23 protein-coding genes are annotated in these 21,962 nt (G+C 69.7%); 13 read left to right on the top strand and 10 right to left on the bottom strand.

Annotated features, from left to right (window positions below; genetic code table 11):
* Window positions 1-89: 89 nt before the first annotated feature.
* Window positions 90-791, top strand: coding sequence for a thiaminase II (tenA, locus tag EL338_RS11665; protein WP_126333896.1), 702 nt, complete (start codon window positions 90-92; stop codon window positions 789-791).
* Window positions 792-801: 10 nt separating this feature from the next.
* Here tenA and EL338_RS11660 read toward each other — a convergent pair whose 3' ends face one another.
* The 4 genes from EL338_RS11660 to EL338_RS11645 all read right to left on the bottom strand — a co-directional run bounded on the left by EL338_RS11660 (window position 802) and on the right by EL338_RS11645 (window position 3,982).
* Window positions 802-1,584 carry a DUF3159 domain-containing protein gene (locus EL338_RS11660; protein WP_126333895.1) on the bottom strand — a complete coding sequence of 261 codons (783 nt, stop codon included), beginning with the start codon at window positions 1,582-1,584 and terminating at the stop codon, window positions 802-804.
* Window positions 1,585-1,643: 59 nt separating this feature from the next.
* Window positions 1,644-2,204 carry an NlpC/P60 family peptidoglycan-binding protein RipD gene (gene ripD / locus EL338_RS11655; protein WP_126333894.1) on the bottom strand — a complete coding sequence of 187 codons (561 nt, stop codon included), beginning with the start codon at window positions 2,202-2,204 and terminating at the stop codon, window positions 1,644-1,646.
* Window positions 2,205-2,431: 227 nt separating this feature from the next.
* On the bottom strand, window positions 2,432-2,926 hold the full coding sequence (gene tpx, locus EL338_RS11650; RefSeq protein ID WP_126333893.1) for a thiol peroxidase: 495 nt from the start codon (window positions 2,924-2,926) through the stop codon (window positions 2,432-2,434).
* A gap of 78 nt (window positions 2,927-3,004) precedes the next feature.
* Window positions 3,005-3,982, bottom strand: a complete 978-nt coding sequence (locus EL338_RS11645) for an enolase C-terminal domain-like protein (protein WP_126333892.1) — start codon at window positions 3,980-3,982, stop codon at window positions 3,005-3,007.
* 101 nt (window positions 3,983-4,083) lie between these two features.
* Here EL338_RS11645 and EL338_RS11640 point away from each other — a divergent pair, with 101 nt between their 5' ends.
* The gene (locus tag EL338_RS11640; RefSeq protein ID WP_126333891.1) at window positions 4,084-4,527 is read left to right on the top strand and encodes a Fur family transcriptional regulator; all 444 of its coding nucleotides are present in this window, start codon (window positions 4,084-4,086) and stop codon (window positions 4,525-4,527) included.
* A gap of 114 nt (window positions 4,528-4,641) precedes the next feature.
* On the top strand, window positions 4,642-6,798 hold the full coding sequence (gene katG / locus EL338_RS11635; RefSeq protein WP_235666446.1) for a catalase/peroxidase HPI: 2,157 nt from the start codon (window positions 4,642-4,644) through the stop codon (window positions 6,796-6,798).
* Window positions 6,799-6,876: 78 nt separating this feature from the next.
* On the opposite strand, the gene EL338_RS11630 is transcribed toward katG, so the two are convergent.
* Complete coding sequence (locus EL338_RS11630) at window positions 6,877-7,554, bottom strand: Rv0518 family GDSL lipase (protein WP_126336818.1); 678 nt, start codon at window positions 7,552-7,554, stop codon at window positions 6,877-6,879.
* 70 nt (window positions 7,555-7,624) lie between these two features.
* Window positions 7,625-8,818, bottom strand: a complete 1,194-nt coding sequence (locus tag EL338_RS11625; RefSeq protein WP_126336817.1) for an acyltransferase family protein — start codon at window positions 8,816-8,818, stop codon at window positions 7,625-7,627.
* 231 nt (window positions 8,819-9,049) lie between these two features.
* Between EL338_RS11625 and EL338_RS11620 the strand changes: the two genes are divergently transcribed.
* The 5 genes from EL338_RS11620 to yaaA all read left to right on the top strand — a co-directional run bounded on the left by EL338_RS11620 (window position 9,050) and on the right by yaaA (window position 13,021).
* Window positions 9,050-9,937, top strand: a complete 888-nt coding sequence (locus tag EL338_RS11620) for a DMT family transporter (protein WP_126333889.1) — start codon at window positions 9,050-9,052, stop codon at window positions 9,935-9,937.
* A gap of 83 nt (window positions 9,938-10,020) precedes the next feature.
* Entirely contained in the window at window positions 10,021-10,437 is a 417-nt protein-coding gene (locus EL338_RS11615; protein ID WP_126333888.1) for an STAS domain-containing protein, read from the top strand.
* A gap of 10 nt (window positions 10,438-10,447) precedes the next feature.
* Window positions 10,448-11,104 carry an MOSC domain-containing protein gene (locus EL338_RS11610; protein ID WP_126333887.1) on the top strand — a complete coding sequence of 219 codons (657 nt, stop codon included), beginning with the start codon at window positions 10,448-10,450 and terminating at the stop codon, window positions 11,102-11,104.
* Window positions 11,105-11,112: 8 nt separating this feature from the next.
* Window positions 11,113-12,249 (top strand): alkaline phosphatase family protein, encoded by a 1,137-nt coding sequence (locus tag EL338_RS11605; RefSeq protein WP_126333886.1) that lies wholly within the window; start codon window positions 11,113-11,115, stop codon window positions 12,247-12,249.
* A 25-nt stretch (window positions 12,250-12,274) separates the two neighbouring features.
* Entirely contained in the window at window positions 12,275-13,021 is a 747-nt protein-coding gene (gene yaaA / locus EL338_RS11600; RefSeq protein ID WP_126333885.1) for a peroxide stress protein YaaA, read from the top strand.
* A gap of 9 nt (window positions 13,022-13,030) precedes the next feature.
* Here the strand turns inward: yaaA and EL338_RS11595 are convergent, their stop codons facing one another.
* Complete coding sequence (locus EL338_RS11595; protein WP_126333884.1) at window positions 13,031-13,750, bottom strand: phytanoyl-CoA dioxygenase family protein; 720 nt, start codon at window positions 13,748-13,750, stop codon at window positions 13,031-13,033.
* A 130-nt stretch (window positions 13,751-13,880) separates the two neighbouring features.
* Window positions 13,881-15,143, bottom strand: a complete 1,263-nt coding sequence (locus tag EL338_RS11590) for an amidohydrolase family protein (protein ID WP_126333883.1) — start codon at window positions 15,141-15,143, stop codon at window positions 13,881-13,883.
* Window positions 15,144-15,220: 77 nt separating this feature from the next.
* On the opposite strand from EL338_RS11590, the gene EL338_RS11585 reads away from it, so the two are divergent.
* From EL338_RS11585 to EL338_RS11575, 3 genes are read left to right on the top strand one after another with little or no spacing between them, the layout of a single operon-like run.
* On the top strand, window positions 15,221-16,075 hold the full coding sequence (locus EL338_RS11585; RefSeq protein ID WP_126333882.1) for an AraC family transcriptional regulator: 855 nt from the start codon (window positions 15,221-15,223) through the stop codon (window positions 16,073-16,075).
* 39 nt (window positions 16,076-16,114) lie between these two features.
* Window positions 16,115-17,044: an alpha/beta fold hydrolase gene (locus EL338_RS11580; RefSeq protein WP_126333881.1), complete on the top strand. Its 930-nt coding sequence runs from the start codon at window positions 16,115-16,117 to the stop codon at window positions 17,042-17,044.
* A 26-nt stretch (window positions 17,045-17,070) separates the two neighbouring features.
* Window positions 17,071-17,481 (top strand): nitroreductase family deazaflavin-dependent oxidoreductase, encoded by a 411-nt coding sequence (locus EL338_RS11575; protein ID WP_126333880.1) that lies wholly within the window; start codon window positions 17,071-17,073, stop codon window positions 17,479-17,481.
* Between the two features lie 23 nt (window positions 17,482-17,504).
* Here the strand turns inward: EL338_RS11575 and EL338_RS11570 are convergent, their stop codons facing one another.
* Window positions 17,505-18,770 carry a competence/damage-inducible protein A gene (locus tag EL338_RS11570; RefSeq protein ID WP_126333879.1) on the bottom strand — a complete coding sequence of 422 codons (1,266 nt, stop codon included), beginning with the start codon at window positions 18,768-18,770 and terminating at the stop codon, window positions 17,505-17,507.
* 2 nt (window positions 18,771-18,772) lie between these two features.
* Window positions 18,773-19,435, bottom strand: coding sequence for a GNAT family N-acetyltransferase (locus tag EL338_RS11565; protein WP_126333878.1), 663 nt, complete (start codon window positions 19,433-19,435; stop codon window positions 18,773-18,775).
* 109 nt (window positions 19,436-19,544) lie between these two features.
* On the opposite strand from EL338_RS11565, the gene EL338_RS11560 reads away from it, so the two are divergent.
* Together EL338_RS11560 and EL338_RS11555 are read left to right on the top strand one after the other, a co-directional pair.
* Window positions 19,545-20,669: an epoxide hydrolase family protein gene (locus EL338_RS11560; RefSeq protein WP_126336816.1), complete on the top strand. Its 1,125-nt coding sequence runs from the start codon at window positions 19,545-19,547 to the stop codon at window positions 20,667-20,669.
* 99 nt (window positions 20,670-20,768) lie between these two features.
* On the top strand, window positions 20,769-21,896 hold the full coding sequence (locus EL338_RS11555; protein WP_126333877.1) for a nitronate monooxygenase: 1,128 nt from the start codon (window positions 20,769-20,771) through the stop codon (window positions 21,894-21,896).
* Window positions 21,897-21,962: the final 66 nt, after the last annotated feature.

The following is a 21,962-nucleotide window of genomic DNA, read 5'->3' as shown; positions in this document are numbered from 1 at the left end:
CGCTCCAGGGTAGCGACGCTCCGACGCTGCGGGTCCTGCCGCGCGGTGGGCGCGCCGACGGGCACCTCGGTCCGGGTACGTTCCGAGGCATGACGAATCAGCGACCACACGAATACCGAGAGCCCGGATCCTGGTCCGCCCGACTGTGGGCCGAGATCGAGGCCGGTCAGTTCGCCGCGATCCTCGAGCATCCGTTCGTCACCGGACTGACCGACGGGACACTGCCGTCGGATGTGTTCGCGCACTACGTGGCTCAGGACGTGCTCTACTTGCGGGACTATTCGCGCGCCTTGTCGATCGTGTCGGCGAAGGCCCCGCGACCGGCGGACTCCGCGATGTTCGCCCGGCACGCGGCCGAGGTGTTCGACGTCGAACTGGAACTGCACAACACGTTGTTGCCCCAATTGGGTATCAGCGCCGCCGATATCGAGGCCGTCGCGGTCGCGCCCACCACCCAGGCCTACACCAGCTATCTGCTCGCCACGGCCTACGGCGGCGGTTTCGCCGACGGCCTGGCCGCCGTGCTGCCCTGCTACTGGATCTACGCGCGGGTGGGTAGCGAACTGCTGCGGCGCGGCTCGCCCGACCCGCGCTATCAACTGTGGATCAACAGCTACGGTGGCGACGAATTCGCCGCCACCGTCGCCGAGGTGCTCGACCTCACCGACCGGCTCGGCCCGACACTGACCGCGGCCGACGAGGCCGCGGCGCGAGCGCATTTCACGACGACGTCACGCTACGAGTGGATGTTCTTCGACGCCGCTCACCGGCTGGAGCGTTGGCCGGTATGAGGCGGGTGGATCAACGCTTGCGTTCGCGCACCTTGTAGGTCGCCGGCCAGGACATCCGGCTCTCGTCGCCGGTCAAGGTGGTGCCGCTGCCGCCGACCTTGATGTTGTAGGCCTCCTGATCGGGACCGACCTCGCGTTCGACGTGTTGTTGCGCCAGGTAGTACAGCTCGTCGATGGCGGCCTCGCTGTAGGCGACGAAGGTGGTCTTGCGCTCGATGTCGTCGATGCCCTCCATCATCTTGTCGGGCAGGTACCGCGACGCCAGCGCCGCCAGACCGAGCAGCGAGATCGGGATCACCCAGTAGCAGACGAACGACAGCGGTGTCCTGGTGTCGAGGATCGTCGCGTCCCCCTGCACGATCGGCGGGATCGCCGAGGACAGCGTCATGCCGGCGAACGCCGCGACCCAGACCCAGGTCAACACGGTCGTGATCCGTTTGAACAGATCGCTTTCCACGACCCCGGGCGGCTGACCGACCTCAGCGAACTCCCGGACGAAGGGCCGGCCGGCCAGCAGTCCGATCAGCGCGACCAGGAAGATGCCCGCGTTGCTGAGCGGCTGCATCCACCGCTCCATGAACTCCTGGCTGGCGATGAAGGTCAGGATGGTGAGGACGACAAACGTTGCCAGCGCCCCGATTTCGAGCGATCGGCCGGGCCCGCCGGTCACCCGGCCGATGAGCGCGGCACCGATCGCGACGGCCAGCGCGACGAGCACCGCCGTGTGGAAGGGGACGTTACCGACCAGGATCCAGTAGACGATCCATGGCGCGAAAGCAATCAATGTGCCCACGGCTGGTCAGTCTAAGGGCTTACCGTTGCCCTATCGGCACCGCCACCCGCCCCGCGGCGTCATTCGATGATGCGCGACAGGTAGGGCGCCATGTTGTTGGTCCGCACCGGTGACACCGCGACGGCCGGGGTGGTGGCCTCGAGCATCTGGCCGTTGCCGAGGAACAACGCGACGCTCTGGGTGCCCTCCGGACCGTAGAAGATCAGGTCGCCGGGCAGCGCCAGCGACGGCGGGATCTTGCGGCCGACCTTGTACTGCTCGCCCGAGGAGCGCGGCAGTTTGATGCCGACGCCGCCGAAGGCGTAGACGATCAGGCCCGACGCGTCGAAGCCGGCGACCCGCGGACGCGGTTCCTGCACGGCGGGAGTGGTACCGAAGATGCTGACCAGCGGGTCCGGTTCGACGGCGCTGGTGATTTCCGGTTCGGCGCCCAGTGTCGGCCCGGAGATGTCGCCGCCGCCGTAGGTGTACGGCACGCCGCGCTGCGCCAGCGCGCGGGCGATCACGTAGTCGATGGCTTGCTGATTGGCCGCGGGCCGGGCGGCAGCCGGCCCGGGTGCCACCAGTGCACCGGCGAGTGCCAGGGCCACACCCAGAACAAGCGCGCAGAGGCGTTTCATCGATGTTCGATTCTCTTCGGGACGAAAGTTTCGCTCTCACTTGTACCGCGCGCGCCCGAGGCGGCGCCAATTGCGCGCGGGCACAAGGCCAATGAGATGCACGACCGTGACCCAACGGTGACTGATCGCCACGCAAACACGAACGCCCGCCGCGGAACGGCCGTGAGACCGTTGCCGAGGCGGGCGCCCGGAGAAATTCAGTTGTGTCGGACTACTTCCGTGTCGGACTACTTCGTGGCGGCCAGCGCGGCGTCGTAGTCGGGCTCGGAGCCGATCTCGGGGACGAGTTCGGTGTAGACGACCTTGCCGTCCGCCCCGATCACGACGACGGCGCGGCCCAGCAGGCCGGCCATCGGCCCGTCGGCGATGGTGATGCCGTAGTCCTCACCGAAGCTGTCGCGGAACGCCGACGCGGTGGTGACGTTCTCGATGCCCTCGGCGCCGCAGAACCGCTTCTGCGCGAACGGCAGATCCTTGGAGACGCACAGCACCGACACACCGCCGGCGGCCGCGCGCTCGTTGAAGGACCGCACGCTGGTCGCGCAGACCGGGGTATCTACCGACGGAAAGATGTTGAGCAGCACGGCTTTCCCGCTGAACTGCTCGTTGTCGACCGCGCCGAGATCGGTGCCGACCAGCTTGAACGCCGGCGCCGAGGAGCCGACCGCGGGCAGTTCGCCGACCGTGTTGATGGGGTTTCCACGCAAGGTTATCTGTGCCATGGCCCCAGTGTGCCAACACCGCGCCGGTCTGTGGTGGCCAGGGGTGGTACCCGCGCGTTCCAGCCGCCCCCGCCCCGGTCAGCCCGCGGACCGGGCGATCTCAAGCCGGCGCCGCCAGCGGTCCACCCGCTGCGGGTCGGTCACCGCGAACCGTTCCAGCAGGTCAGGGACCGGGCCGGGGGGCATCGGCGCGGCCGGCAGGTACCCGTCGGCCCCGGTCAGCGACCGCGCCGCGCTGACCAGGTCACCGGTCAGCTGGGCGCGCTCGCCGACGCCGCACGCGTGCTCCAGCTCGGGCAGCGCCGCCGCCAGCGCGATCGCCCCCGCCAGGCCGACGGTGCTCACCGCCGAGGACATGACCGCGCACGGCAGCCCGAGGGTTTCGCCGACCCGCAGCGCCCGTCGGACTCCCCCGAGCGGACCGCAGTCGAGCACGACGACGTCGGCGGCTTCGAGCAGCGCCCCGCTCCCCCGTCCGGCGCCGTGCTGCCGGGCCGCGTCGACGCCGATGCGCACGCCGACCGTGCGGCGCAGCGCGGCCATCTCGGGCAGCGACGCGCAGGGCTGCGCCACGAAATCCAGATCCCCGGCGGCCCGGGCCAATTCGGCGATGATCGACGCCGCGGTGGCCGGATCCCAGGCCGCCCCGGCGCGGCACCGCAGCCGGCCGCCGGGACCGAGCGCGTCGCGCACCGCCTCGACGCGGGCGATGTCGGCGGCGCGCGAGGGCGCATCACCGCCGGCGGTGCCCACGGTCACCTCGGCGGTGCGGCAGCCGCTGTCGGCGACCAGGCGGTGCGCGCGGTCGGCGGCCACCGCGGGGACGCTGACGGCGACCGGCACCCGTCCGCGCACCGCGTCGGGCCAGCCGACCGTGCCGGGTTCGGTCGCCGCCGTCAGCCAGCGCGCCAGTTCGGCCGGATCCGCGGACTCGGCCGGGCTGAACTCGCCCCAGCCCTGCGGCCCCTCGATCAGCATCCCCTCCCGCACCCCGGTGCCGTCGGCGAGCGGGATGGCGAAGATCCGCGCGCGGTCCAGGTCGATCAAAGTCTGCACAATCACGGCACGCTAGCCCAGATCGCAGCCGATCCGGCCTGATCCAACACGAATATTGCCATTCTCTTGACCGATTCCAGAAAAGGGGTAAGTATGTCCACATGACCTCGGCAACCGAGTACGCAGACCAACTGCGTGCGGCCGATCTTCGGGTGACCCGCCCCCGGATTGCGGTCCTGGGCGCGGTGCACGCGCACGCGCACGCTGACACCGACACCATCATCCGCGCGGTCCGCGCGGAGTTGCCCGATGTTTCGCACCAGACGGTGTACGACTCGTTGAACGCGCTGACCGCCGTCGGGCTGGTGCGCCGCATCCAACCGTCGGGATCGGTCGCCCGCTACGAATCCCGCGTCGGCGACAACCACCACCACATCGTGTGCCGCTCGTGCGGCGAGATCGCCGACGTCGACTGCGCCGTCGGTGACGCCCCCTGCCTGACCGCCTCCGATGACCATGGCTTCGCGATCGACGAGGCCGAGGTCATCTATTGGGGCCTGTGCCCCGCCTGCGTAGCTACCCATATGTCGGGATCACACCCGTGATCACAGCCCGTCACACCACTCCCGAAAGGAAACGCAGTGCCTGAGGACAATGCCGTAGAGCATCCCCCGATTGGCGAGGCCCAGACCGAACCGGCAGAGACCAGCGGTTGCCCGATGGTCATCAGGCGGCCGGTCGAGGGCGGCAGCAACCGCGACTGGTGGCCCAACGCGGTCAACCTGAAGATCCTGCAGAAGAACCCCGACGTCATCGATCCCAACGACGAGGACTTCGACTACCGCCAGGCCGTGCAGACCATCGACTTCGAGGAACTGGAACGCGATTTCGACGAGTTGATGACCACCGCCCAGGACTGGTGGCCGGCCGACTTCGGACATTACGGCCCGCTGTTCGTCCGGATGACGTGGCATGCCGCCGGCACCTACCGGGTCCAGGACGGCCGCGGCGGCGCGGGCCGGGGCCAGCAGCGCTTCGCCCCGACCAACAGCTGGCCCGACAACGTCGGGCTGGACAACGCCCGCCGACTGCTGTGGCCCATCAAGAAGAAGTACGGCAAGAAGCTGTCCTGGTCGGACCTGATTGTCTACGCCGGCAACCGGGCCCAGGAACAGATGGGCTTCAAGTCCGCGGGATTCGTCTTCGGCCGCCCGGATTACTGGGAGCCCGAGGAGGACATCTACTGGGGTGCGGAGGCCGAGTGGCTGGGCACCCGGGAGCGCTACGCCGGCTCCAACGGTGACCGGACCCGGCTGGAGAATCCGCTGGCCGCGTCCACCATGGGCCTGATCTACGTCAATCCCGAAGGCCCCGAGGGCAATCCGGATCCGCTGGCCGCGGCCATCGACATCCGTGAGACCTTCGGCCGGATGGCGATGAACGACGTCGAGACCGCGGCGCTGATCTGCGGCGGGCACACCTTCGGCAAGACCCACGGCAACGGCGACGCCAGCGTCCTGGGCCCCGAGCCCGAGGCCGCCGCGCTGGAGAACATGGGCCTGGGCTGGCGCAACCCCAACGAGACCGGCAACCCCAACGACAAGGTCGCCAGCGGGTTGGAGGTGACCTGGACGCACACCCCGACCAAGTGGGACAACAGCTTCCTGGAGATCCTCTACAGCAACGAGTGGGAGCTGTTCAAGAGCCCCGCCGGTGCGAACCAGTGGCGGCCCAAGGACAACGGCTGGGCCAACTCCGTGCCGACGGCCGACCTCAAGGGCCGGACGCATCCGTCGATGCTCACCACCGACCTGTCGATGCGGTTCGATCCGATCTACGGTGAGATCACCCGCCGTTGGCTGGACAACCCCGAGGAACTACGCGAGGAGTACGCCAAGGCGTGGTTCAAGCTGCTGCACCGCGACCTGGGCCCGGTCTCGCGTTACCTCGGACCGCTGGCGCCCAAGGAGACCTGGCTGTGGCAGGACGTCACCCCGGCCGGTAAGCAGCTCTCCGATGCCGACATCGCCACCCTCAAGGCCGCGATCGAAGCCTCGGATCTGACTGTGGCGCAGCTGGTTTCGACTGCGTGGAAGGCGGCGTCGTCATTCCGTGCCAGCGACATGCGCGGTGGGGCCAACGGTGCCCGGATCCGGCTGCAGCCGCAGCTGGGCTGGGAGTCCAACGAGCCCGACGAGCTGGCCCAGGTCATCGGCAAGCTCGAGGACATCCAGCGCAGCGCCGGCGTCGACGTGTCGTTCGCCGACCTGGTGGTGCTCGGCGGCAACGTCGGCGTCGAGAAGGCCGCCAAGGCAGCCGGGCACGACGTCGTGGTGCCGTTCAGCTCGGGCCGCGGCGACACCACCCAGGATGAGGTCGATGTCGACTCCTTCGCCTACCTGGAGTTGCGGGCCGACGGATTCCGCAACTACCTCGGCAAGGGCCTGGAGGTGCCGGCCGAGTACCAGCTCATCGACCGGGCCAACCAGCTGAAGCTGTCGGCGCCGGAGATGACGGTGCTCGTCGGCGGTCTGCGCGCCCTGGACACCAACTTCGGTGGTTCGAAGCTCGGTGTGCTGACCGAGCGGCCGGGACAGCTGACCAATGACTACTTCGTCAACCTCACCGACATGGGCCTCAAGTGGGAGCCGTCGTCCGCCGACGACGGCACCTACGTCGGCAAGGACCTCCTCAGCGGCGAGCAGAAGTACACCGCCAGCCGGGTCGACCTGCTGTTCGGTTCCAACTCGCAGCTGCGGGCGCTGACCGAGTTCTACGCCGAGGACGATTCCGAGGACAAGTTCGTCAAGGACTTCGTCGCGGCCTGGACCAAGGTGATGGACGCCGATCGCTACGACATCGGCAAGGGAGCCTGACTGCAGCCCTCGAATGCGGTGCCCCGCGAGCTTCGGCTCGCGGGGCACTGTCGTCTCGGCTGGGGCGTCGTTCCCCGGTCAGGCCGGCCGGGGTAGTCGCGCGGCGATCAGCGGCGCGATCCGGGCCGCGAGGTAGGCGTGGCCGGCGTCGGTGGGGTGCACGCCGTCGGGTCCGATCAGGCCCGGTCGATTCATGAACCAGCCGGCCGCGAGGGGATCGAAGAAGCTGCCCCCGGCCGCGGTGGCTTCGGCCCGCAGGACATCGCGGATGCCCAGCACCACCGGCGGCACGTCCGGGGTGGGCCAGGCCGGCCCGATCACCAGCAGCCGCGCCCGCGGTGCGCGGCGCTGGGCCAGGTCGAACACCTGGCGCACGCGGGTGCGCAGCCGCTCCGGGGGCACCCCCTGATCGTTGCGCGAGCCGAAGAAGACCACCACCGCGTCGTCGGCGCGGGTGGCCCGCACGGTGAGATCGGCGAAGACGCTGCCGCGGTTGCCCACGGTGTCGTAGCCGGCGCGGCCCTCGGCGGCGACGTCGGCAACCACCTGGATGCCGCGCCGGGCCAGGCGTTGCCAGGCCAGGGCGGTCCAGTTCTGCGGACCCATTCCGCCGTCGACGGTGCCCGTGGTGTAGGAATCGCTGATCACCGCGACCCGCTGCAACGGCAATTCGCTGGTCGCGGGCTCGATCTCGGTACGGGGCGGTGCGCCGAGCAGCAACGCCAACGCGATCAGCAACGCACCCACCCGCGACAGACTCACGCGCGTGATCCTACGGCCGACAACGCCGGAGAACCGCCGCGCCACAGCGCAATTGCGCGCGGTCTCATCCGACCCGCACGGGCGCCCGCGCCGCGACGGCGTCCTCGGACGCCGCGGGCCGCGACGGATGCGGCCCGGACTCGACCATGCTGCGCATCCACTTGCGCGCCGGTTCCTCCACGCCGTGATAAAGCGCGACCGCACCGGCGACGGCCACCGCCACGATGCCCAGCAGCAGCCACGGGCCCCCAGCGCCCTGCAGCGTCAGTTCGAACTGCTGGGCGGCCCACTTCCAGGCCGTGTGCACCAACTCGTGAAACATGTAGAAGGCGAACGAGATCTGCCCGCCGTAGACCAGCACCCGGGTGGCCAGCAGCGACGGCAGCGCTCCGACGCCGATGGCCAGGGTGACCACCAACGGGACGAAGAGCAGGTCGACCACGCCGCCGCTGTCGATCACGCCGGGAATCGGGTGCGCGTCGAGCCAGTACAGCAGCGCGACGATGACCCCGACCAGCAGCAGCGACAGCGCCCCGGCGACCTGCCGGTGCCGGTGGCTCAGCCGCAGCCGCCGCACCGCCGCGCAGGCCAACGCCCCGGCCAGGAACTGCATGATGATGCGCGGCAGCCAACTCCAGGGCGTGTAGAACTCGCCGCTCCCCAGCAGCAGCAGGACCGGGGGCGCCGACGCCGCGACGGCCAGCAGCACCAGGCTGCGCGCCCGGGTGACGGCCGCGACCCGGAAGATCACCAGCACCAACGCGCCGAACAGCAGGTACGCCAACCATTCCGCGCTGATCGACCAGGCCGGCCCGTCCCAGCTGGACCCGTCGAAGTACGGCTGGAACCAGAGTTGTACCAGGAAGAACTGCCGCAGGTAGCTGATCGCGGTGAGCGAGGACGCCTCCTCCGACGGGATGTGCCCCACGTGGAGGGTGAAGATGATCCAGGCGGCCGCCAGATGCATGGTGACCAGATAGATCGGCCACACCCGGGCCAGCCGCAGCCACAGGAAGTGCACGGTGGCCCGCGTCGACCACGCCGGCCCGAGGCGATCCAGGTAGGTCCAGGTCAACACGAAACCGCTGAGGATGAAGAACAGGTCCACGCCCTGGGCGCCGCAATCGAGCAGCGGCGCCAGCGCCTCGCTCACCTCCGGGGCCGCCTCGTCCAGCAGCGCGCGGAAGTGGAACAGCACCACCCACAGCGCGGCGAAGATCCGCAGCCCGGTCAGGGCCTTGATCTCTCCACCGCGGATCTCTCCACCGCGCACGAAACACACTTCCCGTGAGGCTGCTTGGTCTCTCGCGCTTCGGCGAGTCTTCCGGGCGGTCGGAGTCGCACGACCTGACAACCGGCAGTCGGTAGCGTAACAGCGTTGCGGCGCGTAGTCGGTCGTCCACACCGCGCGGCGGCTTTCCCAGCGCGCATCAGTATTGTCGTTGTTTGCCAGACCTTTTCGTCAGTGCGCCCCACCAGTGAGGAATCCATGTCACAGCCGGTTGTCGTCGCGCTGGCGCTGATCGCGGCGTTGTGCGCGGCCCTCGGCATCGTGGTGCGCCAGCTGGCCACCAGGGACGTGCCCGCCGAGGCCGGCATGAGTTCGGCGATCGTCACCTCGTTGCTGCGCACCCCGCTGTGGTGGGCGGGTCTGGCGACCGCCGCCGCCGGGTACGGCTTCCAGGCGCTGGCGCTGTCGTTCGGGTCGTTGATGCTGGTGCAACCGTTGCTGGTGTCCGCGTTGCTGTTCGCGCTGCCGATCAGCGCGCGACTGGCGGGCCGGCGGGTCAGCCGCACCGAATGGGGCTGGGCCGTGCTGCTCACCGCGGCGCTGGCGGTCTTCGTCCTGGTGGCCCATCCCCGCCAGGGACACAACGACCCGTCCCCGCAGACCTGGCTGGTGGTCAGCGCGATTCTGGTCCCGCTGGTCCTCGGGTGTGTGCTGTGCGCGTCGCGGGCCGTCGGCACCCAGCGCGCCCTGTATCTGGCCACCGCCGTCGGCGTGCTGTTCGGTCTCATCGCGGTCCTGACGAAGCTATGTACGCACCGGCTGCAGGTGGGATCCTGGCGCGCGATGCTGGAGACCCCGGCGCCGTATGTGCTCGTGGTGCTGGCTGTCGTCGCCACCGTGCTGCAGCAGTCGGCTCTGCACGCCGGGGCGCTGCCGGCCTCGGTGCCCGCGATGCTGGTGCTCGAACCGGTAGCCGCGGTGCTGCTGGGCACCCTGGTCCTCGGCGAACAACTGACCGCCCACGGGCTGGGTCTGGTGGCGCTGCCGTGCGCGCTGGTGGCGTTGGCGGCGGCCACGGTGGCCCTGGGCCGCGACTCGGGAACCCTCGACGAGCGCATCGCCGCCCAACCCTTACCAAAGAATTAGACCGGGCACCCGGTGACCTTAGAGTAGCCACTTAATGTCGCGGTGGAGGCACAGAACAACACGCCACCGAAATGAGGCCGAACATGAACCGCTACGGAAATCCTGTGTTCGACTGCAACGGCGCGCGGCTGCGGGCGCAGAGTCGCCGACTGGCCACCGTTGTCACGATCAGCGGCGAGGTCGACATGGTCAACGTCGATCGCGTCACCAAACATGCCCGACGCTACGTCCTGGCCGCCACCTCGGTGGTGCTGGACCTCAGCGGCGTCCTGCACATGGACGATCACGGCCTGGCGCTGCTGCGCGCATTCGACGAGGACTGCGCCGAGACCGGCCAGGACTGGGTCCTGATCCCCAGCGACGCCGTGATCGACGTGCTGGCCGGCACCCGCGATGCCTACCCGATCGCGGGCTCGGTCCCCGAGGCGTTGAACTACTTCGCCGACGAGACCCAGCGGCGCCGCACCCTGCTGCTGCCGCTGCTGAGCAAGTCCGCCTAAACTGTCGCCGATGGCGACCCTGACATCACTGAATCTCGCCCATCCGCACACCAACCCCGCTGCCACGTCGAGGCCGACCGGCATCAACAAGGTGCCCACCACCGAGCCGGTCGCCATCACGGCCCCCGGCTCACGACTCGAGGGCGCCGGCAGCGGGTTGGCGGGCGACACCATCGGCGACCGCAAGCATCACGGCGGTGACGATCAGGCCGTATACGCCTATGCGCGGGAGGATCTCGACGGCTGGCAGCAGCGGCTCGACCGCGAGCTGACCGACGGGATGTTCGGCGAGAACTTCACCACCATCGGCGTCGACGTCACCGGCGCGCGGATCGGCGAGCGCTGGCAGGTCGGCGACGACGGGCTGGTCCTGGAGGTCACCTCGCCGCGGACACCATGCCGGACGTTCGTGGAGTGGCTGGGCATCGACGGCTGGATCAAGACCTTCACCCAGGCGGCGGTCCCGGGCGCGTATCTGCGCGTGGTGCACCCGGGCACCGCCCGGTCCGGCGATCGCATCGTCGTCACCGACCGCCCCGACCACGACATCACGGTCGGACTGGTGTTCCGGGCGATGCTGCTCGAGCCGGAGCTGTTGCCGCGCCTGGCCGACGTCGACGCGCTGCCGGCCCGCATCCGCGACGCCGCCCGGCAGCGCGTCGGCTAGCGGGCGTCGTGGATCTCCCCCGCCCCGACCCCGACCAACCGCACCTCGCCGACGTGGTGCCCGCGGTGCTGGCCGCCATGGGCGTCACCGGTTTCGAGGCGCGAATCCCGTTGGCGGCCCAGGTGTCCGGGGCGTGCGTGCTGCTCATCGACGGGCTGGGCGCCGACCTGCTCGACGAGCATGCCGAGGACGCCCCGGTGCTGGCCGGGCTGCGCGGACCCTCGGTGCACGTCGGCTTCCCCGCCACCACCGCGGCCGGCCTGGCCGCCGTGGGCACCGGCCACCGCTCCGGCGAACACGGCCTGGTCGGCTACACGTTCCTGGTGCCCGACACCGGGGTGATCAACGCGCTGCGCTGGCGGCCCCACCCATGGGGCCCGGATCTGCGCGATCAGGTGATACCCGAGGAAATCCAGCCGCTGCCAACCACATTCGAGCGGGCCACCACGGCCGGCGTTGCGGTCAGCGTAATCTCGGGCGCGGAGTTCACCGGCTCCGGGTTGACCCGCGCGGTGCTGCGCGGCGGCCGCTACGTCGGGGTGCACGCCCTGGGCGACCTGGCGGCGTCGGTCAGCTCGACCATCGCTGAGGGCGGCTTCTGCTACGGCTATCACAGCGAACTGGATCTGGTCGGACACCTGCACGGCCCCGGGTCGACGGCCTGGCGCATGCAGTTGCGGCAGGTCGACCGGTTGGTGGAATCCGTCGTCGAGACACTGCCGCCGGGCGGGCTGCTCGCGGTGGTCGCCGACCACGGGATGGTGACCGCCGACCCGGCAACCGGCGTCGACCTCGACGCCGAACCCGCATTGTTCGACGGGGTGGACGCCGTCGGCGGCGAAGCCCGGGCCCGCCACGTCTACACCCGCGCCGGCGCCACCGAGGACGTGCTGCAGGCCTGGCGCGCGCGGTTGGGGCCCAGCGCCTGGGTGGTCTCGCGGGACGAGGCCATCGCCGCCGGCTGGTTCGGGCCCCGGGTACGCGACGCCGTGCGGCCGCGGATCGGGGACGTGGTGGCCGCGGCCCGCGATTCGGCGGTGCTGCTGCGGCGCACCGCCGAACCGCTCGAGTCGGCGCTGGTCGGCCACCACGGCTCACTGACCAGCGCCGAGCAGCGTGTCCCGCTGCTGCTCGCCTACGGCTGACGGGCGCCGGATAGCCTGTCTCACCGTGATCGTGCTGCTGCCGCCCTCGGAAACCAAACGCGTCGGCGGCGAGGGCCCGCCGCTGCGGACGACCTCGCTGAGCTTCCCCGCGCTCAATCCGTTGCGCGACAACCTCGTCGACGAGCTCGTCGCGCTCGCCGCCGACCCCGATGCCAGCCGTCGCGCCCTGGGCCTGTCGCCCAAACAGGACGCGGAGATCGAGCGGAATGCGGCGCTGCGGACCTCACCGACGGCCCCGGCGATCCTGCGCTACACCGGGGTCCTCTACGACGCGCTCGACATCGAATCCCTGAGTGCGGCAGCGCGTTCCCGCGCCGACGCGCGCCTGGCGGTCGGCTCCGCGCTGTTCGGGCTGCTGCGCGCCGACGACGCGGTGCCGGCCTACCGCCTCTCGGCGTCCTCCAAGCTGCCGGGACAACCGACGCTGGCGTCGCGGTGGCGGCCGGTGCTGGAACCCGTACTCGCCGAACTGGCCGCCGGCGAACTCGTCGTCGACCTGCGCTCGGGTTCCTATGCCGGCCTCGGCCGGCTGCCCGGTGCCGTCGACGTCGACGTGGTGGCCGAGCACGCCGACGGGCACCGGACCGTCGTGAGTCATTTCAACAAGGCCCACAAGGGACGGCTGGCCCGCGTGCTCGCGACCAGTCGCGCCGAACCGGACACCGCCGCGGGTGTCGCGGCCATTGCTCGCCGCGCCGGCATGCGGGTGGAACGGACCGGTGAAGAGTTGACCGTCGTGGTTGCCGCCTAGGTCGGGCACTCAGCCACGCCAGGCGGCGGCAAGCGCCGACGGCGTGGTCGGAGCCAACGGCGCCGTCAGCGCGACAGGTGCTTGGGACATGAATCGCGGTGTACGCCCGCGGTGCTCATCGGCGGCGTGCACGGTGAACGGGTGCACGAGGTACATGTCGCCGGCCTGGCCTGTCGCGTGCGCGACGGAACGGCCCGTGCTGGCCCGGTCCACCAGCCCTCCAGCCGCGACGGGCCCCATCAGGTCGTCGCCCAGCACCTTCGCCACGTCTCGATGGGAGCCCACCCGGATGCGCGTCGGCGCATCGTCGGGTCCGACATTTGATAGCAGCGTCAGCAATAGGACAGTCTGCGGTCGCCCGCTCACCGCCCACGAGCCATCCGGCAGCGGAGTATTCAGATCGACGTGCCAGCCGCGGTCGTCGGCAGCGGAGCGCCCGGGAAAGCGCACCGGGATATTGCCCAGGGAACCACGGGGTTCCCATCCGCCGGGCCCACAGATCTGATCGAGCGCCCCGCCGAGACGGTCACTGGCGGAAAGTTGTCCGAACGGTCCAGCTCCTGTCAGGTCGGCGGTCCAGACCACGGGCTGAGCCCAGCGATCGGGTTCGTCCGGTGACAACCCGATTTGTTGCCACAGCAGATCCCGGGCCTCGTCGGCGACCTCCCGCGGGGCAGCCTGCTCCACCTTCACGAACCCGGCACGGATGAATTCCTCGACGTCGGCCATGAAACCCACGGTGCCGAACCACGCACCGGACGTCGAGTGATTTTCGGACGTCGGCCCGCGCCGAGACTGCAGCGACCCTCGAGTCTGAGGTCGAACCTTTGCACGGCGGCTGCAGTCTCGGTGACGTTGCTCAGGCCTTGGCGAGTTGCTTCTGCTCGTAGAGCCGGGCCCACTCGGCGCGGGGCCGGATCGAGGTGTCGACATCGGTGGCGTTGGCGCGCAACGCCTTCACCGTGGCCTGCTCCTTGGGGGTCAGCTTGAACGGATCCCAGCCGAAGAAGCGGCAGGAGTTCTCCCAGGTGATCTTGTTGATGTCGGAGTCGCTGGCTCCGGCGTCGTTGAGCTCGGCCAGCACCTGCTCGGGGGCGTCGGGCCAGAAGCAGTCGCTGTGCGGGTAGTCGCACTCCCAGGCGATGATGTCGATGCCGATCTCGTGCCGCAGCTTCAGCGAGGTCTTGTCGGTGACGTAGCAGGCCAGCGAGTGCTCGCGGAACACATCCGAGGGCAGCTTGTCGCCGAAGTCGCGGCGCAGCCACTTCTGGTTCGTGTAGTGGCGATCGGAGCGATCCAGGTAGAACGGGATCCAGCCGATGCCGCCCTCGGAGAAGGCGAACTTCAGGTCGGGGTAGTTGCGCATCGCCGGGCCCCACAGCAGGTCCTGGGCGCACATCGCCGAGACCTGAGTGGCCAGGATGATGAGGTTGTCGATCGGCGCGTTGGGCGCCATCGAGATCGCGCCGAAGCCGGTGCCGATGTGCAGACACATCACCACGTTCTCCTCGGACAGCGTCCGGAAGACCGGGCCCCAGTAGTCCTCATCGTGGTAGCTGGGCAGACCCTCGAGGTGCGGCAACTCGGGCATGGTGACCGCGCGGCAGCCCTTGGCCGCCACCCGGCGGATCTCGTTGCACATGCCCTCGGGGCTCCAGGTGGGCAGGATCGCGATCGGGATGAAGCGGTCCGGGTAGCTGCCGGCCCACTCGTCGATGTGCCAGTCGTTGTAGGCCGACACCATGACCAGGGTGACGTCTTCGCGCGTCATGTTGAGGTGCCGCGCCGAGAATCCGGTGAAGGTCGGGAAGCACATCGAGGCCAGGATGCCGTTGCGGTTCATGTCCCGCACGCGCTCGTGCACGTCGTAGACGCCGGGGCGCATCTCGGCGAACCCGGCGGGGTCACGGCCCCACTCCTCGGCCGGCCAGGACACCACGGCGTTGAGACCGCTGACGCCCTGCGGGCGGCCCTGGTACATCCACTGGTCGACACCCTTGTCGTCGGTGACGACGATCGGCGCGTCCGCCTTGTACTTCTCGGGGACGTGGTTGAGGAACATGTCGGGCGGTTCGACCACGTGGTCGTCAATGCTCACCAGGATCAAATCGTCGACGTTCATCGGTCTCCTTCATCAGGCCGCGGTTGTGCGAGGGTGGGCTGGCCCATCCCATGCCTCCACTTGTACCCTCGATCACCATGACCGTCTCTGCGCTATCGGACAGACATAATGCAGATTCGGCCAAGCCGCGTCAGATCGATCTGCGCCGGGGTGGCCGGGCGCTGGCGGGCAGCTATCTGTACGAGGGCGACAAGCTGCTGACCGGCTGGCATTCCCACGACGTGCACCAGATCGAATACGCGATCGGCGGGGTCGTCGAGGTCGAGACCCCGGCCGGCCACTACCTGCTGCCGCCCCAGCAGGCCGCCTGGCTGCCCGTCGGCCTCGAACACTCCGCGACGATGAACCCCGACGTCAAGACCATCGCGGTGATGTTCGATCCGGAACTGCTCCCGCACGCCGGCGACCGCGCCCGGATCCTCGCGGTATCGCCGCTGATCCGCGAGATGATGATCTACGCGCTGCGCTGGCCCATCGACCGCCCGGCCGGCGATGAGGTCTCCGACGGCTTCTTCCGCACCCTGGCGCACCTGGTCACCGATGCGCTGGACCACGAGGCGCCGCTGAGCCTGCCCACCTCCGAGCACCCGATCGTCACCGCGGCCACCGCCTACACCAAGGAACACCTGCAGTCGGTCAGCGCCGAGGACGTCAGCCGCGCGGTCGCAGTCTCGGAGCGGACCCTGCGCCGGCTGTTCCAGGACACCCTCGGCATCTCCTGGCGGACCTACCTGCTGCACGCCCGGATGCTGCGGGCGATGGCGTTGCTGGCATTGCCCGACACCAGCGTGCAGGACGTGTCCAGCGCGGTCGGGTTCGACAACCTGAGCTCCTTCACCCGCGCGTTCGCGCAGTTCAGCGGCGAAACGCCGTCGTCGTACCGGCGCCGAGTCAAGCGCGTCGAGACGCCCGCGCGCCGCCGGTCACGGTAGCGATTTCGTCGCTGAAATGTGTCGTGCGACACTTTTGCCATGCGAAATCCACTCGGCGCACCGAAGCTGGCGCGGCCCAAGCTCGAGGGCACCATCGCCGTGGGTGATCTGCGGCGGGTCGGGTTTGCCGAGTTCGGCGACCCGCAGGGCCGACCGGTGTTCTGGCTGCACGGCACGCCCGGGGCGCGCCGGCAGATCCCGACCGAGGCGCGGATCTACGCCGAACAGAACCAACTGCGCCTGATCGGGGTGGACCGGCCGGGCATCGGCTCCTCGACACCGCACCAGTACGAGAACATCGGCGCCTTCGCCGACGACCTGCAGATCATCGCCGACACCCTCGGCATCGATCGGATGACCGTCGTCGGCCTCTCCGGCGGTGGCCCCTACACACTGGCCGCCGCGGCCGCCATGCCCGACCGGGTGGTGGCCGTCGGGGTGCTCGGCGGCGTCGCGCCGACCGTCGGCCCCGATGCCATCAAGGGCGGGGCGATGACGCTGGGCACCGCCGTGGCCCCGGTCCTCGAGGTGGTCGGCGAGCCCATCGGCACCGTGGCCACCGGACTGGTCCGGCTGATCAAACCCGTGGCGCTGCCCGCCCTCGAGATCTATGCCCGGGTCTCCCCCGAGGGGGACCGCCGGCTGCTCGCCCGGCCCGAGTTCAAGGCGATGTTCCTCGACGATCTGCTCAACGGTGGCCGCAAGCAGCTCGGCGCCCCGTTCGCCGACGTGGTCAACTTCGCCCGGGACTGGGGATTCCGCCTCGACGAGGTCAAGGTGCCGGTGCGGTGGTGGCACGGCGACAAGGACCACATCATCCCGCACTCGCACGGCGAGCACGTGGTGGCCCAGCTGCCCGACGCCGAGCTGTTCACGCTGCCCGGGGAGAGCCACCTCGCCGGCCTCGGCTACGCCCACGAGATCCTCGGGTCCATGTCCGAGCTGTGGGAACTCCACGCCCAGAACTGAATTCGCCCGCCGACCGGGAAGCAGCCATGAGAGCCGAAGACCACCCGAACCACACCACCGACGTGCCGATGCTGTTCCCGCCAGCGGTGGAACGCCTGCAGATCAAGTACGTCAACCCGGCCATGCGGCCCTTCGCCAAGCGGCTGCCCGGCTTCACGATCATCAAGCACACCGGGCGCACGTCCGGGACCCCGTACGAGACGATCGTGACGTCGTACCGCAAGGGCAACGTGTTCGCGGTGCTGCTGGCGCACGGCAAGACCAACTGGGTGAAGAACGTGCTGGCCGCCGGCGAGGCCGACGCGCGGTTGCTGCGCCGCGAACTGCACCTGGTGAACCCGCGGATCCTGCCCGTCGGCTCCGACGGCACCGGATTGCCGCTGATCCCCCGGCTGGCGGTGCGCAGCGTCGGGGTGTTCGTCGCCGATATCGCCTGAGCCGATATCGCCTGAAGCGACCGTCAGGACCCGAGCAGCACCGTGCGCAGCAGGTGCATCGCCACCGTGCTGGACCGTTCCCGGATGTCGGCCCGGTTGCCGGGCAGCAGCAGCGTCTCGGTCCGGCCCGCCCCGTCGGCGGTCTTCACGCTGAAACAGACTGTGCCGACCGGCTTTTCGTCGGTGCCGCCGTCGGGTCCGGCGATGCCGGTGATGGCCACCGCGATGTCGGCCTCGAAGCGCCGCAATGCACCCTCGGCCATCGCTTCGGCCACCTGTTCGGAGACCGCGCCGTGCTCGATGATCAGGCCCGCGTCGACCCCGAGCACCGCGGTCTTGGCCTCGTTGGAGTAGACCGCCGCGCCGCCGGCCACGTACGCCGAGGAGCCGGGGCGGTCGGTCAGCCGGGCCGACACCAGGCCCGCGGTACACGACTCGGCTGTGGCGACCCGTCGACCCGCCAGCAACGCCGCGACCTGCTCGTCGACGGTGGCACCGTCGGTCGAGTACAGCGCGCGGGTGTGCTCGGCCTGCAGGAACTCGACGAGCTTGCGGTAGCTGCGCTCGCCGTCGGGCTCGTAGCGCGTGACGATCTCGAGTTCGCCGCGGCGCAGGCAGGTGGTGATCTCGAGCTGGTCGAAGCCGGCGACCTCGGTCTCGGCGTGGCGCAGCGAGTCGGCCAGTTCGGACTCGGGTACGCCGAACATCCGCAGCGTCTCCTGGCGATACCGGCTGCGCTGCGCGATGGCCTGCTGCACGGTGTGGGTGGCCAGCGCGGCCGGCCACATCTCCTGCAACTCGCGCGGCGGGCCGGGCAGCACCACGATCGTCGGCGTACCGGCGACGACGATCCCGGGCGCGGTGCCCACCGGTTCGAGCACCGTGGCGCCCGCGGGTACCAGCGCCTGCTTGCGGTTGGCGGCCATCACGGCCTCGAAGTCCGCACCCGGATAGCGTTCCATCAACCGCCGCAGGATCGCCGCGATGCGATGTTCGAGTTCGATGTCCAAAACCAGTTCGCGGCCGCTGAATTCGGCCACCGTGGCCACCGTCATGTCGTCGGCGGTGGGGCCCAGGCCGCCGGTCGTCAGGATCACGTCCACGCCGGCGTCGGCCTGAAAGCGCAGCGCCGCGGCGATGTCGTCGGGTCGGTCGCCGCAGATGGTGATGTGGGCGAGCTCGATCCCGAGTTCGAGTAACCGATCCGCCAGCCAGGGGCCGTTGCGGTCGGCGATCCGGCCGGTGAGGACCTCGGTTCCGGTGACGACGATTCCCGCGCGAGTACCCACGGCTACGGCGTCGCCCCGGGCGCGCGGACCACCATCGGGACCGCCGGGAAGTAGGCCGCCATCTCCGAGCGGCACTTGCGCAGCGCCGCCGTGCCGTAGCCCCGCTTGCGGTGCTCGGGACGGATCCAGATCCGCACGCTGACCTCACCCCCCACCAGCTCGCCGAAGACCAGGCCCACCTTCTGCGGCCCCTCGACCGCGACGAACCACGCGGCATCCTCGGTGAACAGCCGGGTCTTGGCCGCGCTGAGCTCGTCGTCCAGGTCGCGGGCCGGGGCCCCCGAGCCGTCCCCGGCGGTGTGGGTGTCCTCGGTGCGCGCGGCGAAGATGTCGCGGTCCTGATCGGTGTCGAAGGGGCGCAGCGTCAGCGTCTCGCCGCTGGCCGCGGGCCGCTCGCTGACGGTGAAGCTCAGCTGCGAGTTGAGATCCTCGAGTTCGGCGGCGATCTTGCGACGCGAACTCTTGGTGAGCAGCTCGAACGACAGGCCTAGCACTGCCTCGGCCGACTGGCGCGAGGTGCCCAGCAGCTCGGCGATGACGTCGACGGCCGCGCCGCGGTCCTCGGCCTCGACGATCGCGTCGAGTAGCTCGTGCCTGCGGTCCAGCGCGCTCAGCATGGCGTCGGTGATCTCCCGACGAGCGGCGGCAATGTCGTGATCGGCCATGACGCAACCATAGTTCAGGCGCGGGCCCGCGCGCTGGCGGAGACACCCGGCGTAGGCTCGGGCGCCAAGTCGGCTCGAAGGGAATGTCGTGACCACTGCCGTACCGCCCATCCGACCGTTCCGGATCGCCGTCGACGACGCGGAGTTGGTCGACCTGCGCGAGCGCCTGGCCCGCACCCGGTGGCCGGAGGCCGAATGCGTCGAGGACTGGAGCCAGGGCATCCCGCTGTCCTACACCCGCGAGCTGGCCCGCTACTGGGAGCACGACTACGACTGGCGCGTCCGGGAGGCCGCGCTCAACGAAGTCGATCAGTTCCACACCGAGATCGACGGCCTGGACATCCATTTCCTGCATCAGCGGTCGCCGCACGACGGGGCGCTGCCGCTGGTGCTCACCCACGGCTGGCCCGGCTCGGTCGTCGAGTTCCACAAGGTGATCGGCCCCCTGACCGACCCGACGGCGCACGGCGGACGCGCCGAGGACGCCTTCCACGTCGTGTGCCCGTCGCTGCCCGGCTACGGGTTCTCCGGCAAGCCCTCTCACGCGGGCTGGGGCGTGGCGCGGATCGCGGCAGCCTGGGAGACCCTGATGCAGCGGCTCGGCTACAACCGCTACGGCGCCCAGGGCGGGGACTGGGGCGCCGCGGTGACCAGTGAGATCGGCCGAAATCACGGCGGCTGCATCGGGATTCACCTCAACATGCCGCTGGGCCGCCCACCGAAGGAGCCGCCCGGGCAGTGGTCGGAGGCCGAACAGCACGCGATGGCCGCGGCCGCCGAGCACCGCCGCTGGGGCACCGGGTACGCCCAGCAACAGTCCACCCGGCCCCAGACGCTCGGCTACGGCCTGGCCGATTCCCCGGTGGGGCAACTGGCCTGGATCGTCGAGAAGTTCTGGGCCTGGAGCGACTGCGACGGGCATCCGGAGAATGTGCTCAGCCGCGACGAGATGCTCGACGACGTCATGATGTATTGGCTGACCAACTCGGCGACGTCCTCGGCCCGGCTGTACTGGGAGAGCTACCGCGGGTTCGGCCGCGGCGAGCGGGTCGAGCTCCCGACCGGGGTGGCCGCCTTCCCCAAGGAGATCCTGCGGGCGCCGCGCAACTGGTGCGAGCAGTCCTTCAACATCACGCACTGGACGACGATGCCGCGCGGCGGCCACTTCGCCGCCCTCGAGCAGCCCGAACTGTTCGTCGACGACGTCCGGACCTTCTTCGCGACGCTGCGCTGAGTCGAGGAGGGGCGTGCGCCCGGCGCGGCGGCTGCGATAAACTAGAACACGTTTCAGTCTTGCGCTGCTTCCCTGCCATACGCTCACCAGGAGCCGACTATGCACACTCCCCTCTGTGACCAATTGGGCATCGAGTTCCCGATCTTCGCCTTCACCCACTGCCGCGACGTCGTGGTGGCGGTCAGCAAGGCCGGCGGCTTCGGCGTGCTCGGCGCGGTCGGATTCACCCCCGAACAGCTTGAGATCGAGCTGAAGTGGATCGACGAGAACATCGGCGACCATCCCTACGGCGTCGACATCGTGATCCCCAACAAGTACGAGGGCATGGACGCCGCCGACCTGGATCCCGAGGTGCTCAAGAAGACGCTCAACGACCTGGTGCCCCAGGAGCACATCGACTTCGCCAAGAAGATCCTGTCCGATCACGGCGTGCCGGTCGAGCACAGCGACGACGACGCCCTGCAATTGCTGGGCTGGACCGAGGCGACCGCCACCCCGCAGGTGGAGGTGGCACTGCAGCATCCCAAGGTCACCATGATCGCCAACGCGCTGGGCACCCCGCCGGCGGAGATGATCAAGCACATCCACGACGAGGGTCGCGTGGTGGCGGCGCTGTGCGGTTCGGCGCGCCAAGCCCGCAAGCACGCCGACGCCGGCGTCGACATCATCATCGCCCAGGGCGGCGAGGCCGGCGGTCACTGCGGCGACGTCGGCTCGATCGTGCTGTGGCCGGAGGTGGTCAAGGAGGTCGCGCCGGTCCCGGTGCTGGCCGCCGGCGGCATCGGCAGCGGTCAGCAGATCGCGGCGGCGCTGGCGCTGGGCACGCAGGGTGCGTGGACCGGTTCGCAGTGGCTGATGGTCGAGGAGGCCGAGAACACCCCGGTGCAGCAGGCCGCCTACGCGAAGGCCACCAGCCGCGACACGGTCCGCAGCCGCTCGTTCACCGGCAAGCCGGCGCGGATGCTGCGCAACGAGTGGACCGAGGCCTGGGAGAACCCGGACAACCCAAAGCCGCTCGGAATGCCGTTGCAGTACATGGTTTCCGGGATGGCCGTCGCCGCCACCCACAAGTACCCCGACGAGAGCGTCGACGTGGCGTTCAATCCGGTCGGTCAGGTCGTCGGGCAGTTCAACAAGGTGGAGAAGACCTCCGCGGTCATCGAACGCTGGGTGCAGGAATACCTGGACGCGACCGCGACGCTCAACGACCTCAACGACGCGGGTTGAGCCCCATACCGTTCAGTTTGGCCGGCGGCCCGTTCTCAGCCGTCGAGGATTCCGATGGTGATGGTG

The sequence above is a fragment of the Mycolicibacterium chitae genome (assembly GCF_900637205.1).
In the GTDB taxonomy this organism is placed as follows: domain Bacteria; phylum Actinomycetota; class Actinomycetes; order Mycobacteriales; family Mycobacteriaceae; genus Mycobacterium; species Mycobacterium chitae.
The sequence above is the reverse complement of the archived record's forward strand: the minus strand, read 5'-3'. Positions and strand labels throughout refer to the sequence as shown.